General features: G+C 53.7%; 12 protein-coding genes. 5 read left to right on the top strand and 7 right to left on the bottom strand.

The genetic code is table 11. The features are described 5' to 3' along the window. Positions 1 to 31: 31 nt before the first annotated feature. Complete coding sequence (gene cueO, locus KCR01S_RS09250; protein WP_061282347.1) at positions 32 to 1597, bottom strand: multicopper oxidase CueO; 1566 nt, start codon at positions 1595 to 1597, stop codon at positions 32 to 34. A 146-nt stretch (positions 1598 to 1743) separates the two neighbouring features. Here cueO and KCR01S_RS09245 point away from each other — a divergent pair, with 146 nt between their 5' ends. The 3 genes from KCR01S_RS09245 (at position 1744) to KCR01S_RS09235 (ending at position 4306) form a co-directional block, all read left to right on the top strand. Then, positions 1744 to 2091 carry a YacC family pilotin-like protein gene (locus KCR01S_RS09245; protein WP_052283002.1) on the top strand — a complete coding sequence of 116 codons (348 nt, stop codon included), beginning with the start codon at positions 1744 to 1746 and terminating at the stop codon, positions 2089 to 2091. A gap of 251 nt (positions 2092 to 2342) precedes the next feature. Continuing rightward, a complete protein-coding gene (locus KCR01S_RS09240) occupies positions 2343 to 2762 on the top strand; it encodes a hypothetical protein (RefSeq protein ID WP_061282345.1) in 420 nt (139 codons plus the stop codon). A gap of 308 nt (positions 2763 to 3070) precedes the next feature. Continuing rightward, positions 3071 to 4306, top strand: a complete 1236-nt coding sequence (locus KCR01S_RS09235; protein WP_244886206.1) for an FKBP-type peptidyl-prolyl cis-trans isomerase N-terminal domain-containing protein — start codon at positions 3071 to 3073, stop codon at positions 4304 to 4306. Positions 4307 to 4365: 59 nt separating this feature from the next. Here KCR01S_RS09235 and yacL read toward each other — a convergent pair whose 3' ends face one another. From yacL to acnB, 3 genes are all read right to left on the bottom strand, one after another. Continuing rightward, complete coding sequence (yacL, locus tag KCR01S_RS09230) at positions 4366 to 4728, bottom strand: protein YacL (RefSeq protein WP_052283005.1); 363 nt, start codon at positions 4726 to 4728, stop codon at positions 4366 to 4368. A gap of 143 nt (positions 4729 to 4871) precedes the next feature. Further along, complete coding sequence (locus tag KCR01S_RS09225; protein WP_061282341.1) at positions 4872 to 5600, bottom strand: SDR family oxidoreductase; 729 nt, start codon at positions 5598 to 5600, stop codon at positions 4872 to 4874. A 212-nt stretch (positions 5601 to 5812) separates the two neighbouring features. Then, positions 5813 to 8410 carry a bifunctional aconitate hydratase 2/2-methylisocitrate dehydratase gene (acnB, locus tag KCR01S_RS09220; RefSeq protein ID WP_061282339.1) on the bottom strand — a complete coding sequence of 866 codons (2598 nt, stop codon included), beginning with the start codon at positions 8408 to 8410 and terminating at the stop codon, positions 5813 to 5815. Between the two features lie 359 nt (positions 8411 to 8769). On the opposite strand from acnB, the gene KCR01S_RS09215 reads away from it, so the two are divergent. Both KCR01S_RS09215 and KCR01S_RS09210 read left to right on the top strand, forming a co-directional pair. After that, positions 8770 to 10422 (top strand): DUF3300 domain-containing protein, encoded by a 1653-nt coding sequence (locus KCR01S_RS09215; protein ID WP_061282337.1) that lies wholly within the window; start codon positions 8770 to 8772, stop codon positions 10420 to 10422. 9 nt (positions 10423 to 10431) lie between these two features. Beyond that, complete coding sequence (locus KCR01S_RS09210) at positions 10432 to 11226, top strand: DUF2950 family protein (protein ID WP_061282335.1); 795 nt, start codon at positions 10432 to 10434, stop codon at positions 11224 to 11226. 46 nt (positions 11227 to 11272) lie between these two features. On the opposite strand, the gene KCR01S_RS09205 is transcribed toward KCR01S_RS09210, so the two are convergent. The 3 genes from KCR01S_RS09205 to aceF all read right to left on the bottom strand — a co-directional run bounded on the left by KCR01S_RS09205 (position 11273) and on the right by aceF (position 15231). Continuing rightward, positions 11273 to 11530: a hypothetical protein gene (locus KCR01S_RS09205; protein WP_061282333.1), complete on the bottom strand. Its 258-nt coding sequence runs from the start codon at positions 11528 to 11530 to the stop codon at positions 11273 to 11275. 180 nt (positions 11531 to 11710) lie between these two features. Beyond that, positions 11711 to 13135, bottom strand: coding sequence for a dihydrolipoyl dehydrogenase (gene lpdA / locus KCR01S_RS09200; protein ID WP_061282463.1), 1425 nt, complete (start codon positions 13133 to 13135; stop codon positions 11711 to 11713). Between the two features lie 206 nt (positions 13136 to 13341). After that, entirely contained in the window at positions 13342 to 15231 is a 1890-nt protein-coding gene (gene aceF, locus KCR01S_RS09195) for a pyruvate dehydrogenase complex dihydrolipoyllysine-residue acetyltransferase (protein ID WP_061282332.1), read from the bottom strand.

The raw sequence follows: 15231 nt of genomic DNA, 5'->3' as shown, positions 1-15231 counted from the left end.
CGGATGGCATAATCGCCACCCGGTCATTTTCTTAGACGGTAAATCCGAGCATCATGCCGGTATCCTCATGCTCCAGTAGATGGCAATGCGCCATATACATGTTCTCTTTCGACGCTTCATGATCGAACTTCACCAGCACTTCACTGACTCCGCCTTCCACACGTACCGTGTCTTTCCAGCCAGAGCGATGTGCCGCCGGGGCCTGGCCATTTTCACGTAAAATACGGAACTGGGTACCGTGAATATGGAATGGATGCAACATCATGTCGCCTTCACTGGAAATCACCCAGCGTTCATACTGCCCTTTAGCGGCAGCAAACATCGGCACATTCATATCAAACGCTTGGCCGTTAATCCGGTTCGCGTTATGGAAATCGAAACCGCCTGCGCCATGATGCATATTCCCCATCCCACCGTGATCCATTTTCATGCCACCGTGGCCCATCATATCGCCGTGATCCATACCGCTCATCGCCTGATTACCGTACTTCTTCATCAGCGCCTGCATGCCCATCATGTCAAGCATCGGGTCCATTGATAGCTGGAGCTTACGCTGGGTCAGTCCGTCCAGCGAAGGCAGCGCGGGCATAGAGACCAGCGAATCCGGCAGCGTCCCCGAGCCGGGAATCCCCACCGGCTGCACGCGCAGGATCGGTACCGCCTTGTCAAATGGCGCAACGGCCATCCCCATCTGTGTCACCGGCAGCGTAACCAGGTCAAACGGTTTGCCGTCACGCACATCCACCAGCACTTCAAAACGCTCGCCCATCAGCATCGGCAGTTCATTGACCTGCACCGGCTCCGCTAGCAAACCACCGTCGCTGGCAATCACGTACAGCGCGCGCTTATCACTGGCGGCAATCGTCAGCGAGCGGGCGTTACAGCCATTCAGCAGACGCAATCGCACCCAGCCGCGCGGCGGCGCGTGCTGCGGATACTGGACGCCGTTGGTCAGCAGGGTATCGCCAAACCAGCCAACCGCCGCACTCATGATATCGAGCTGATAGTCAATTTCACCCGCTGCGGTGAATTTCTTATCCTGCATAATCACCGGAATATCATCGATACCCCACTGTTTTGGCAGCATCAGCTTGCGGGTGTCTTCATCGTCAATCAATACCAGTCCGGCCAACCCCATCGCGACCTGATGCCCGGTTTTTCCGTGCTGATGCGGGTGGAACCAACAGGTCGCCGCGCGCTGCGTCGGCGTAAAGCTGACCGTACGGCTGGCGCCGGGTTGAATAATGCCCTGCGGCCCGCCATCTACATCGCCCGACACCTCCAATCCGTGCCAGTGCACGGTGGTTTCTTCTTTCAGGCCATTGCTAATTTTGACCGTTGCCGGTTTCCACTGCTCCAACCGTATTGCCGGGCCCAAAAGACTGCCGTTGTATCCCCAGGTAGTCGCCGTTTTCCCGCCAAACTGCGATTGACCGGCCTGCACGTTGAGCACAATTTGATTGTTCGCATCAGCGGTCAGTAAAGGAGGAATGGGAAGCGAGGTGCGTTCGGCGGCGAATACCGCACGGCTCCACAGAGGCAAGGCGCTGGCGACGCCGATAGCGGCGCTTAATTTGATAAAATCACGACGATGCATCGTTACATCCTTTTTTCGGCTTCTGGTGATTAATTGAGCTTAAACCCTACCCCTGCAGGAAGGTCAAGCATAAAGCGGCGAATAATGCTCCCCGTCCCCTTGGGAAGTATGTTAACGTTGAATATCGACGATGTAAGGTATAAGAAATGACGATGTTTTTCCGAACTGTGCTGCTTGGATCGCTACTGGCGATATCCAGCTCGAGCTATGCATTAAGCGAGTCTGAAGCGGAAGATATGGCCGATCTCACGGCGGTATTTGTGTTCCTGAAAAATGACTGTGGCTACCAGAACCTGCCTAATACGCAAATTCGTCGTGCACTGGTCTTTTTTGCTCAGCAAAACCAGTGGGACCTCAGCAATTACGATACCTTCAACATGAAGGCACTGGGTGAAGATAGCTACCGTGACCTGAGCGGCATCGGCATCCCAACCGCGAAAAAATGCAAAGCGCTGGCCCGTGACTCACTGAGTCTACTCGCTTACGTAAAATAAAAAGTCATTTGTCGCGTTAGTTAAACACGTAGCCGTATCAGGCGGCTACATGTTGCGATAATAATCACGGCCCATCCCTTTTATAAATTCAATTCATATCTCAATTCAAAAATTCATTAAAAAATGTATTAATAATAAAATAAAAATTCACAATTCATAATTTAAAAAATAGGTTTCCCCTCGTTGCATTCCTATTATCCCCTCACTACCATCGCTCGATATCGAAACTTAACCATCAATGGAATGAAACCTTGAACGCATCCTCTATTATCCATGCCCTGCCACTGCTCATTGTTTTATTATCGGGCTGCCATTCAACCCAATCCCAGCAATCCTCAGGGCTAACCAGATCGTTATCCGCAAGCGAACAAACGCAGCAGCAAACGGAACAGCAACGAGTGGCCAGCGAGCAAGAGCGCCTCAATACCTGCCGTCAGGCCTTAGAGTCGCTAAAAGAAGTTAACCCTCAACAGGCGACAAAGTTGAGCAGTGATTTTACGGCATTAATCAATGCCGCATCACAATACAACACCGTGCGAAATAAAGTAGCGGAACCGACAAAAAAAGGGATTGATTCGATGTATCAATTTAAATCCATAAAGCTGTGCGCGGATATTGAAAAGGAGTTGATAGATAGTCTGGTTAAGCGCGGCGACAATATTAAACCATGAGCAGACTGATTACGCTTTCCGTTAATAGCGTAGCGCTAATAATGATATTAGCGCTATCACTATCACATAATGCCTATGCCGAAAAAGATCCGTTGGCAAATGTCACCGCGAACTCAAACAATGGCAGTTCAGGCCCGGCATTTTTGAATTATGCTCAGCAGCAAACTCAGGAGAATAACACGCAGAAAACAGCGGCTGAAAGCAAACGCATAAGTACGGGAAGCGCTAATGACGCCAGGCCTCAAAATACAAAAAGAGTCATTGCTCAGCCCGCAATCATTGCGCAAAAAGAGAAAACGATTCGCCAATTGCAGAAACAACTGGCGGAGAAAACCACTGCTGTACCACCGCCCTCCCTCCAACAGCAAGAGCTGCTTGCTAGGGTAAAACAGTTGCAAGACAAGCTCGACGCAGCGACGGCGGAAAAACAGCAGTTAATCCAGCAGGCGCTCACCGCAGATAAAACTAAAACGCAGAACATGGCGAAGTCCGCAGAGACGGAAAAAATCATCGCCCAGCAGGCGGCAAAGATTTCTGTCGTTGAATCGGAGAAGCAGAAGCTGGAGACCTTTCTCTCAACGGTCGTCTCGCAGGAACAGGGACTAAAAACGCAGCTCGCGACCAGCGTGACAGAGAAACAAGATTTGGCGGAGAAGCTAACGGCTGCGTCAATCGACAAGCAAAAGCTCATGGCGAAAGTGACGGATGCGCAGCTTATTACGCAGGCGCTCACCGCGAAACTTGATGTTCTGACTATCACTCAACAGCAAGCGTCAGAGACCAACAGTGCGCTAACGCAGCAGTCTGAGAAAGATAAACAGCAGCTACAGGCTAAAACGGCCGAAATTGAGCGGCTCAATGCCGCGCTAACCGCTAGCAACGCCGATAAGAAACCCAGTGCCATCGCGCTAACCAGTGAATCTCAGCAGCAAGCGTATGCGATAGGCGTATCGATGGGAGATAAAGCGCTGAAAGTACTGTCAACCCGCGATGCTCAGGGCGTCAAAATCGACCTTGATACCGCCCTACGGGGGATCGTCGATGCTTTCTCGGGAACAATCGCTTTAGATGAAGAAACGCGTGATAAAGCCCTCATTGCCGCCTCGGAGAAAGTCGCCAATCGTCTGCATAAAATTGAGCAACAGTCCGCCAGTGATGGCAAACGCTACCAGGAGGAATTCGCCAAGCAAAAAGGAGTGATACTCAGTCAGGGAGCCTATAGCCGGATAGATTCTCTGGGTGAAGGCAAAATTAATGACGATGATATTGTTACCGTCACCATCAAAGAAATGCTTACCGATGGAACGGTCATCAATGATATGGCAGCGGAAGATAAGGTCCTTGCGCAAAAATTAAAAACCTACCCGCCTATTTTCCTGGCGGCCATCAGGCGGTTGGAAAATCACGGAACGGTCACTATCGTGATCCCGGCAGAGCGGGCTTACGGTGCTGAAGGCCGCCCACCGAAAATTCCACCTGGGGCCACCATGGTTTATTCAGTCAGCATCATCGACGCCGTGGCCGCCACCCCTCAGCTTAAATAGCCTTAACGCAAACGCCTCCCGAAAGGAGGCGTTTGCTGATAGGCGGGACCAGAACAGCTCTACTTCTGCTGTAAAAACTGTCGATAGGCGGCAACGACCTGCAAAAAGTCTTCAACACCGCAGAGCGACAAGCTCTCTTCATCGTAGTAGTTCATCCCTTCTTCCATTTCATCGCCCGAGAACTCCAACTGATTGGCTCGAATCATTACCTCTTCGCCGTCCAACCACAGGGTGTACTCATGCCCGGCGCGTTGCCATGAACGTTCACTGCCTTTTACAGTACGTGCGGCCTGCTCTACTTCATCCAGTAGCGAGAGGTTATCTTTGACCTCTTCATTAAACCAGTGCCCGACCACTTCGTGGCCCATCGACATACGTACTCTTACCCCTCCGGTAACGTCGCGCAGAAATTCGTATTCCATGATCTGTTCCTCTACAAAGGCAATGCGTCACCGCTGCATTGTACCTATAGGTAATTATCGCAGCAGCGCGCAATAAAAAAAGCGCGCCATGTAGAGGTCATGCAAATAAAAGCACGTTCGCCCCCTGTATGGGTGCATTATCATCAACTTCCGAGCATTATTCCGCCATCTATGGCGATATGCTGGCCGGTGATGAAATCATTTTGCAGCAAAAACAGATACGCCTGTGCCAAATCATCAATGCTGGCGGTGCGCCCAAGAGGAATCGCTTGAGCAAAACGTTGTTGGGTTGCCGCCAGCTGTTCGGCCGGCATCTCTCGCCAGAAAGGCGTAACGGTCCAGGTTGGCGATACCGCATTCACCCTAACGCGAGGCGCCATTTCTACCGCAAGACCTTCCACCAGCGCGTTGATGCCCAGATTACCTACGTAGCTCGCGCAGGCATCCTGCGCTCGTCCGCCGGTGCCGGAGGTAAAAACAAGACTTCCCCCTGTCCGCAGTTTTTTTGCCGCCAACTGGCCAATTTTGACGTTAGTAAAAAACTTCGACTCCAGCACGTGACGAATCGCCTCCATCGACGCATTAAGAAAGCCGCCGCCCATCACATCCCCTACCATCGAGACCAGGTGATCGAACTCAGGCAGCGTGGCAAATAGCGCCGTCAACGCGTTATGATCGTGGGCATCGACGCGATGGAGCACCACCGTAACGCCATACGGCTGTAGCTGCGCCTGTGCTTTTGCCAACCGCTGTGGATCGCGGCCTATAATGATCAAGTTGGCCCCAGCGTCGGCAGCCATCTCAGCCACCCGCAGGCCAATGCCTGAACTACCGCCGATAATCATCAGAGTCTGTTGCTGTAATGAAGCCATAGCGATCTCCTTCCGGCCAGGATAAACCTATGCAGGAGTCAGAAATAGTGAAGGGATAAGTTAGCGCGCGGTAAGAGGATGTTAGGGAAACGGTCAAAAGCAGTAATAGACATTTGGTGCGGTTATCGTCGAAATAAAAAGGGGAAAGCCAACGCTCTCCCCTTTCTGATTGCCCGAAGGCGACGCTGACGCGCCGTCCTCAGGGAACGATCTTATACCGCGGTCTGGAAAATCACGCCGTCCGCTTTCTCAGTGTACTGAGTCAGCTGGTCGAAGTTCAGATAACGGTAGGTATCGACGGCCGTTTTATCTACCTGAGCCACATAGGTCTGGTACTCTTCCGGCGTTGGCAGCTTGCCAATCAGCGCGGAAACTGCCGCCAGCTCAGCCGAAGCCAGGAAGACGTTAGCCCCGGTGCCTAAGCGGTTCGGGAAGTTACGGGTAGAGGTCGACACCACCGTCGCACCGTCAGCTACGCGCGCCTGGTTGCCCATACACAGGGAACAACCAGGGATTTCAATACGCGCACCGCTCTTACCAAACACGCTGTAGTAGCCCTCTTCCGTCAACTGTGCCGCATCCATACGCGTTGGTGGAGCAACCCACAGGCGGGTCGGCAGTTGGCCTTTATGAGCATCCAGCAGCTTACCAGCCGCACGGAAGTGGCCGATGTTGGTCATGCAAGAGCCGATGAAGACTTCATCAATCTTCTCACCCTGCACGTCAGACAGCAGGCGCGCATCGTCCGGATCGTTTGGTGCACACAGAATTGGCTCTTTGATATCCGCCAGATCGATGTCGATCACTGCCGCATATTCTGCGTCAGCATCGGCTTCCAGCAATTGCGGATCCGCCAGCCATTTTTCCATGCCCTGCACGCGACGCTCCAGAGTACGGCGATCGCCGTAGCCTTCGGCAATCATCCACTTCAGCAGCACGATGTTAGACGTCAGGTACTCAACAATCGGAGCCTGGTTTAGCTTGATGGTACAACCCGCAGCAGAACGCTCAGCGGAGGCATCGGTCAGCTCAAACGCCTGCTCAACTTTCAGATCTGGCAGGCCTTCGATTTCCAGGATACGGCCAGAGAAGATGTTTTTCTTACCTTTCTTCTCAACGGTCAGCAGACCCTGACGGATCGCGTACAGCGGAATAGCGTGAACCAGGTCGCGCAGGGTGATCCCCGGCTGCATTTTGCCTTTGAAGCGGACCAGTACGGATTCCGGCATATCCAGCGGCATGACGCCGGTCGCGGCAGCAAACGCCACCAGACCAGAGCCCGCCGGGAAGGAGATACCAATTGGGAAACGGGTATGGGAGTCACCACCGGTACCCACAGTATCCGGCAGCAGCATACGGTTCAACCAGGAGTGGATAACGCCATCGCCCGGACGCAGCGATACGCCGCCGCGGTTCATAATGAAGTCAGGCAGCGTGTGGTGCGTGGTCACGTCGACCGGCTTCGGATATGCCGCAGTATGACAGAACGACTGCATCACCAGGTCGGAAGAGAAGCCCAGGCACGCCAGGTCTTTCAGTTCGTCACGGGTCATTGGGCCAGTGGTGTCCTGAGAACCCACGGACGTCATTTTCGGTTCACAGTAGGCGCCAGGACGGATCCCTTTCACGCCACAGGCGCGTCCCACCATTTTTTGTGCCAGAGAGAAACCGCGGCTGCTTTCCGCCACGTCTTTCGCCTGACGGAATACGTCGCTGTGCGGCAGGCCCAGCGCTTCGCGCGCTTTGGTCGTCAGGCCACGACCGATAATCAGTGGAATACGGCCACCGGCACGCACTTCGTCAATCAGCACGTCGGTTTTCAGTTCGAAGGTCGCCAGCAGCTCGTTGGTTTCGTGATTACGCACTTCGCCTTTGAACGGGTAAACGTCAATCACGTCGCCCATATTCAGCTTGTTCACATCAACTTCGATTGGCAGCGCGCCCGCATCTTCCATGGTGTTGAAGAAGATAGGTGCGATTTTGCCGCCCAGAACCAGGCCACCACCGCGCTTGTTCGGCACGTGTGGGATGTCATCGCCCATGAACCACAGTACGGAGTTGGTCGCGGATTTACGGGAAGAACCGGTACCGACAACGTCACCGACATAGGCCAGCGGGAAACCTTTTTGCTGCAGCGCTTCGATCTGTTTGATCGGGCCCACAACGCCCGGCTGATCCGGATCAATGCCTTCACGGGCGTTTTTCAACATCGCCAACGCGTGCAGTGGAATATCTGGACGAGACCAGGCATCCGGCGCCGGAGACAGGTCATCGGTGTTGGTTTCACCGGTAACTTTAAAGACGGTAACGGTAATTTTATCAGCCAGCTGCGGACGGTTCAGGAACCATTCTGCGTCAGCCCAGGACTGGATAACCTGTTTTGCGAAGGCGTTGCCCGCTTTGGCTTTTTCTTCTACATCGTAGAAGTTATCAAACATCAGCAGAGTCTGGGACAGCGCGGTCGCCGCGATAGGAGCCAGTTTGGCATCGTCCAGAGCGTCAATCAGCGGATGGATGTTGTAGCCACCCTGCATGGTGCCTAACAGTTCAACGGCTTTTTCAGGGGTAACCAGCGGAGAGGTCGCTTCACCTTTCGCCACGGCGGCGAGGAAGCCCGCTTTAACATAGGCGGCTTCGTCAACGCCCGGCGGTACGCGATTAATTAACAGGTCTAACAGGAATTCTTCTTCGCCTGCAGGCGGATTCTTTAGCAGCTCAACCAAGCCGGCCATTTGGGTTGCATCTAAGGGTTTGGCAACAATCCCTTCGGCGGCACGCTCAGCTACGTGCTCACGGTATTCTTTTAGCACGACGGTATCTCCTCGCTCTCATTGTCATATGCGGTCGGCGATCTCTTCACGCTCCTGTGAGACAGCAGTTTGTAGGGTAAAAGCCCGGTACCGCGTGGGCCAGCATATCAGGATTTATAGGGGGTGTTAATCTGTTTACAAAAAAGCAACATTAAATCATTTGCTGAATCGTTAAGGCCAGAACAAAGACTCCCGTAACTATTTTTTGGGACACAATAATCTTATCCGGTTACACACTTCGTCCCGCGATCCCAACTAAAGTCAAAAACGAAAAATATGCCTCCCTATACTTCCGCCAGTGCTGACTTTTTCGACAATACTCTCTGCAACAGGCCAACCATTTGCGCCAGGAGAAACAAATGACGTTACCTTTTAAGCCCCATATCCTTGCTCTGATCTGCAGTGCAGGGCTGCTAGCGGCCTCCGGTACTCTCTATGTCAAAAGCCGTGCGGCCGATGCGCCTCCTGCGCCAGCCATACAACCTACCGCGCCCGCACCCGCTCCAGCGCCGGTGGTTGAGCCGGCCACCAGCGCGCCAGCAGCGGTGGCGACCTTCACTTCGGCGCAAATCGACCAGCTAACGGCCCCGGTGGCGCTTTATCCTGACAATTTATTGTCACAGGTACTGATGGCCGCAACCTATCCGAGTAACGTGCTGCAGGCCGTACAGTGGTCCCAGGATAATCCAACGCAGCAAGGCGATGCCGCAGTGCAGGCCGTGGCCAACCAACCGTGGGATCCAAGCGTAAAATCGCTGGTCGCTTTCCCGGCGCTGCTCTCATTGATGGGGGAAAATCCACAGTGGGTACAGGATCTGGGGAACGCCTTCCTCGCGCAGCCGCAGGATGTGATGAATTCGGTGCAAAAACTGCGCGCCGTGGCCCAGCAAACGGGAACGCTGAAATCTACACCCCAGCAAAAGGTAACGACGACAGCTCAAGCGGCCGCACCGGCGGCGACGTCATCAGGCAAGACCACCACCACCACCACATCAACGCCCGCGCCACAGGTGATAAAGATTGAATCGGCCGATCCCAATATGGTCTACGTACCAACCTACAATCCGAACACGGCATACGGCACCTGGCCTTCCAGCGCATATCCTCCGGTCTATTTGCCTCCAACCCCGGGCGAGCAGTTTACCAACAGTTTTGTGAACGGTTTAGGTTTCAGCCTGGGAGTCGCCACCACTTACGCGCTCTTCAGTAGTATCGACTGGGATGATGATGACGATCACCATCATCACGATGATGACTATCACGATGGCGGCTGGCACGGCGGCGGCAATAACAACATCAATATTGACGTCAATAATTACAACCACATCACCGGGCAGCATCTGAACGGGAATAACACCAACTGGCAGCATAACCCGGCGTATCGCAACAACTTGCCGTATCCGAATAACAATGTGGCACAGCGCTTCCACCAGACCAACGTGCCGGGTGGCTTAAGCGCCACGCAGAGGACGCCGGCAGCCCTGGACAACCAGCGTCAGGCGGCACTGAACCAATTTCAGCACAGCACCCACAATGGCGCAGCAAAAAACCTGACCACTGGAGGCGTTGCCGCGGCGGGGTCGCGCGATGCCCAGCGTCAGGCGGCCTCAAATCAGCTGCATCAGGTCACCCAACGCAGCAACTATCGTGGTTACGATGGGTCTCAGACGGCAGTGGCGAAACAAAAACGGCAGAATCCAACGGCACAGCAGCAACAGCGCCGCGACAACGCAAAATCTCACGTGCAGAACCCTACCGCTGGGCAGCAACAGCGCCGCGATCAGGTTCAACAACACCGAACCTCGCCCACCTTGGAACAATATCAACATCGCGAGCAACAGGTACAAAATCTCCGGGCTAATGCCTTAAGCGGCAACGACAGTCGCTCGCCATCCTGGCAAGCGCAGAATCAGCGGGGACAACAAAGCCGCAGCGCGTCAGGCATCAGTGATGCGCAGAAATCCGCCGTGCGGGAACGTACCTCTCAACATCGCGAAATACGTCATCGCTAAGGAGAAGTCATGAAAAGAGTCATGATCGCAGGCCTGCTTGCGCTGTTTGCCTTGCCGGTCTTTGCCCAACAAAATTATGCAACGCCGGAAAAGGCCGCCAGCGCTTTTGCCGACGCGCTACAAAACCATGATGACGGGGCGCTTAATGCCGTACTGGGAGAGAACTGGCGTCAGTACCTGCCGCAACAAGAAGCCGAGCCGGAGGCCGTTGCCCGCTTCCTGCGCGACTGGAAGGTGGGACACCAAATTGATCAACAAGGCGATACCGCGCATCTGAACGTCGGGAGCAGCGGCTGGCAGCTACCAATCCCTATGGTGAAAACGGCCCAAGGCTGGCATTTCGATATGGCCCAGGCCCAGGACGAAATCCAGACCCGCGAAATTGGCCGCAATGAACTGTCGGCAATTCAGGCCATGCATGCTTATGTGGATGCGCAGAATGATTACTATCAACGTTTCCAGCGTTATGCCGGAAAATTACTGAGCAGTGAAGGCCAACAGGATGGACTCTATTGGCCCACTGCACCCGGCGAGCAGCCCAGCCCGTTGGGGCCAGCCTATAGCCCAAACACACCAGAAAGCGGCTATCACGGCTACCGCTTCCGCATCATTGCGGATCAGAAGCAGCAGGGATTTGCTCTTATCGCCTGGCCGGTCAAGTATGCGGTAACCGGAATCATGAGTTTTATGATCGATCGGAACGATACGGTTTATCAGGCTAACCTCGGTGAGCTCTCCGCGTCGAAAGCTGCGGAGGTGAAAGCCTTCACAGTGGATAAACCCTGGGAAGAGATAGCACAGTAAACAACAAGACCTGGCGCAAGCCAGGTCTTGTCATTCGACGCTGAACCTACTGCCCGGCGGCTGGCCTGGCGATGGTCAGCGCCTGCTCATCGGCTTTAATGCTGCCCGAATTTGCCGCCCACACCCCTTCTTGCGTTTTACTCACCGCCTGATGCTGCGCATTCAGGTTCTGCCCCATTGAAGCGATGTGCGTGGATTCCGTGCCACCGCTATTATCGGCCCATGGGATCAGCGGGTCGCTGGCCATAGCAGCGCCAGATATCAACGTAACAGCAAGTAGCGCGGTAGTCAGAAACGTTTTCATGATGCACCTCGATATCGTTTGTACGCTATCAGTTTAGTGCGTGATGATTGTCGAATTCATAACCAGATGTGTGCAGATATTTTTGAAGAAACGTTTTTAAATAAATCAGTTACCGCCTCGCTACGGTTTTTCAGGCATAAAAAAAGCGGCCAGTTGGCCGCTTTTTTTACTTCAGAAGAATTACTTCTTCTTGGCTTTCGGGTTCGGCAGGTCGGTGATGCTACCTTCGAACACTTCAGCCGCCAGACCCACAGACTCGTGCAGAGTCGGGTGAGCATGGATGGTCAGCGCGATGTCTTCTGCATCACAGCCCATCTCGATAGCCAGACCGATTTCACCCAGCAGCTCGCCGCCGTTGGTCCCGACAATCGCACCACCGATAACACGGTGAGATTCTTTGTCGAAGATCAGTTTGGTCATACCGTCTGCGCAATCAGAAGCGATAGCACGGCCAGAAGCAGCCCACGGGAAGGTGGCGGTTTCGTAGCTGATGCCTTTCTCTTTCGCTTCTTTCTCGGTCAGACCCACCCAGGCAACTTCTGGCTCGGTGTAAGCAATCGATGGGATCACTTTCGGATCGAAGTAATGTTTCTTACCGGCGATAACTTCAGCGGCAACGTGACCTTCGTGAACACCTTTGTGCGCCAGCATTGGCTGACCGACGATATCGCCGATAGCAAAGATGTGCGGTACGTTGGTACGCAGCTGTTTGTCGACGTGGATGAAGCCACGGTCGTCAACTTCTACGCCAGCTTTGCCCGCGTCGAGGTTTTTACCGTTCGGTACACGACCGATTGCTACCAGAACCGCATCATAACGCTGTGCTTCGGACGGCGCTTTTTTGCCTTCCATGGAAACGTAGATACCGTCTTCTTTCGCTTCAACGGCGGTCACTTTGGTTTCCAGCATCAGGTTGAACTTCTTGCTGATACGCTTGGTGAAGACCTTAACGATGTCTTTGTCAGCAGCCGGGATAACCTGGTCGAACATTTCAACCACGTCAATCTCTGAACCCAGCGCGTGGTACACGGTACCCATTTCCAGACCGATGATACCACCGCCCATAACCAGCAGGCGCTTAGGCACTTCTTTCAGTTCCAGTGCGTCGGTGGAGTCCCATACGCGTGGATCTTCGTGCGGAATAAATGGCAGCTCAATCGGACGAGAGCCCGCTGCGATGATGGCGTTGTCGAAGTTGATCACGGTTTTGCCGTTTTCACCTTCCACTTCCAGAGTGTTTGCTCCGGTGAATTTACCCAGACCGTTTACCACTTTCACTTTACGGCCTTTCGCCATACCAGCCAGACCGCCGGTCAGTTGAGTGATAACTTTCTCTTTCCAGGTACGAATTTTGTCGATATCGGTTTTCGGTTCGCCGAAGACGATACCGTGCTCAGCCAGCGCTTTGGCTTCTTCGATAACTTTTGCTACGTGCAGCAGCGCTTTAGAAGGGATACAGCCAACGTTCAGACAAACACCGCCCAGGGTGCTGTAACGTTCTACGATTACGGTCTCCAGACCTAAATCCGCGCAACGGAAGGCAGCAGAGTAGCCTGCCGGGCCCGCCCCAAGTACCACGACCTGAGTTTTAATTTCAGTGCTCATCATGACCTCTATCATTTATATCCGGCGGGTCTGACGCTTATGTTTTTACGCCCATGTCCACCGGGACGTTCTATCCGCGTGTATTTTACAAAATTGTTAACAATTTTTAAACAACAAACGGCAAACGATTTTGTCCTTTGTTGCTGGTAACCCCGAAACAAGCCCAAGGTTACCAGAAAAAAGCCGGCCGTCAGGCCGGCTTTTTATTACATCACCAGGCGGCGAATGTCGGACAGCGTGTTGTTAATGATGGTGATAAAGCGTGCACCATCCGCACCGTCAATCACACGGTGGTCGAAGGAAAGAGAAATTGGCATCATCAGACGCGGCATAAACTCTTTACCGTTCCACACTGGCTCCATAGCAGACTTGGAGACACCGAGGATCGCCACTTCCGGCGCGTTAACAATCGGCGCGAAGTGGGTCGTACCCAGGCCGCCGATGCTGGAGATAGTGAAGCAACCGCCCTGCATTTCGCCAGCGGTCAGCTTACCGTCACGCGCTTTCTTAGAGATCACAGTCAGTTCACGGGACAGCTCGGTAATGCTCTTCTTGTTCACATCTTTGAAGACCGGAACAACCAGACCATTTGGCGTATCAACCGCAACACCGATGTTGATGTATTTCTTCAGCGTCAGTTTCTGACCGTCTTCGGACAGAGAGCTGTTGAAGCGAGGCATCTGCTCGAGAGCCGCGGCAACCGCTTTCATGATGAAGACCACTGGGGTGAATTTCACGTCCAGTTTGCGTTTCTCAGCTTCGGCGTTCTGCTGTTTACGGAACGCTTCCAGATCGGTGATATCGGTTTTGTCGAAGTGAGTTACGTGCGGGATCATCACCCAGTTACGGCTCAGGTTAGCACCAGAGATTTTCTGGATACGACCCAGTTCCACTTCTTCGATTTCACCAAACTTGCTGAAGTCCACTTTCGGCCAAGGCAGCATGCCTGGAATGCCGCCACCCGCCGCTGCTGCTGGAGCAGATTCAGCGCGTTTGATAGCGTCTTTCACGTAAGACTGAACGTCTTCGCGCAGGATACGACCTTTACGGCCAGTGCCCTTCACTTTTGCCAGGTTAACACCGAATTCGCGCGCCAGGCGACGAATCAGCGGCGTTGCGTGAACATAAGCGTCGTTTTCAGCGAAGTCGGATTTACCGGCTGCTGCGGCTGCCGGAGCAGGTGTCGCGGCTGGCGCAGGTGCTGCGGCCGGAGCCGGCGCTGCTGCTTGTGCCGGAGCGGCTGCTGGTGCAGCGCCTTCCACTTCGAAGACCATGATCAGGGAACCGGTTTTCACTTTATCGCCGGTGCTGATTTTGATCTCTTTCACGGTGCCCGCGAACGGTGCCGGAACTTCCATAGACGCTTTATCACCTTCCACGGTGATCAGTGACTGTTCAGCGGCAATTTTATCGCCCACTTTCACCATCACTTCGGTCACTTCAACTTCGTCACCACCGATGTCCGGAACGTTCACTTCTTTAGAACCGGAAGCGGCTGGTGCAGCCGCCGCAGCTGGAGCCGCAGCCTGAGCTGGTGCCGCAGCAGGCGCTGCGCCCGCAACTTCGAAGACCATAATCAGGGAACCCGTTGACACTTTGTCACCGGTGTTGATTTTGATCTCTTTAACAGTACCGGCGAATGGCGCAGGAACTTCCATCGAAGCTTTGTCGCCTTCTACGGTGATCAGAGACTGTTCAGCCGCAACGGTGTCGCCCACTTTAACCATGATTTCAGTGACTTCAACTTCATCGCCGCCGATATCAGGTACGTGTACGTCTTTTGCCGCTGCCGCAGCAGGTGCTGCTGCCGGAGCCGCTTCTTTCTTCTCTTCTGCCTTGGCAGGTGCAGCAGCTGCTGCACCGTCGGCGGAATCGAAAATCATGATCAGTTTACCGGTCTCAGTTTTGTCGCCGACAGAGACTTTGATCTCTTTAACCACGCCAGCCTGAGGAGACGGAACTTCCATAGAGGCTTTATCGCCTTCTACGGTGATCAGCGACTGTTCAGCTTCAACTTTGTCGCCTACTTTGACCAGGATCTCGGTGATTTCAACTTCATCAGCCCCGATGTCCGGTACATTGATTTCGATAGCCAT

Source organism: Kluyvera cryocrescens NBRC 102467, from assembly GCF_001571285.1.
Lineage (GTDB): Bacteria > Pseudomonadota > Gammaproteobacteria > Enterobacterales > Enterobacteriaceae > Kluyvera > Kluyvera cryocrescens.
Note: the sequence above shows the minus strand (reverse complement) of the source record. Positions and strands in the feature narration are given on the sequence as shown.

Excerpts from the sequence above, each read along its gene's own strand:
- KCR01S_RS09205 (WP_061282333.1), bottom strand. The coding sequence starts at position 11,530 with ATGAAAACGTTTCTGACTACCGCGCTACTTGCTGTTACGTTGATATCT.
- lpdA (WP_061282463.1), bottom strand. The coding sequence starts at position 13,135 with ATGAGCACTGAAATTAAAACTCAGGTCGTGGTACTTGGGGCGGGCCCG.
- aceF (WP_061282332.1), bottom strand. The coding sequence starts at position 15,231 with ATGGCTATCGAAATCAATGTACCGGACATCGGGGCTGATGAAGTTGAA.
- KCR01S_RS09245 (WP_052283002.1), top strand. The coding sequence starts at position 1,744 with ATGACGATGTTTTTCCGAACTGTGCTGCTTGGATCGCTACTGGCGATA.
- cueO (WP_061282347.1), bottom strand. The coding sequence starts at position 1,597 with ATGCATCGTCGTGATTTTATCAAATTAAGCGCCGCTATCGGCGTCGCC.
- KCR01S_RS09225 (WP_061282341.1), bottom strand. The coding sequence starts at position 5,600 with ATGGCTTCATTACAGCAACAGACTCTGATGATTATCGGCGGTAGTTCA.
- KCR01S_RS09215 (WP_061282337.1), top strand. The coding sequence starts at position 8,770 with ATGACGTTACCTTTTAAGCCCCATATCCTTGCTCTGATCTGCAGTGCA.
- yacL (WP_052283005.1), bottom strand. The coding sequence starts at position 4,728 with ATGGAATACGAATTTCTGCGCGACGTTACCGGAGGGGTAAGAGTACGT.
- KCR01S_RS09210 (WP_061282335.1), top strand. The coding sequence starts at position 10,432 with ATGAAAAGAGTCATGATCGCAGGCCTGCTTGCGCTGTTTGCCTTGCCG.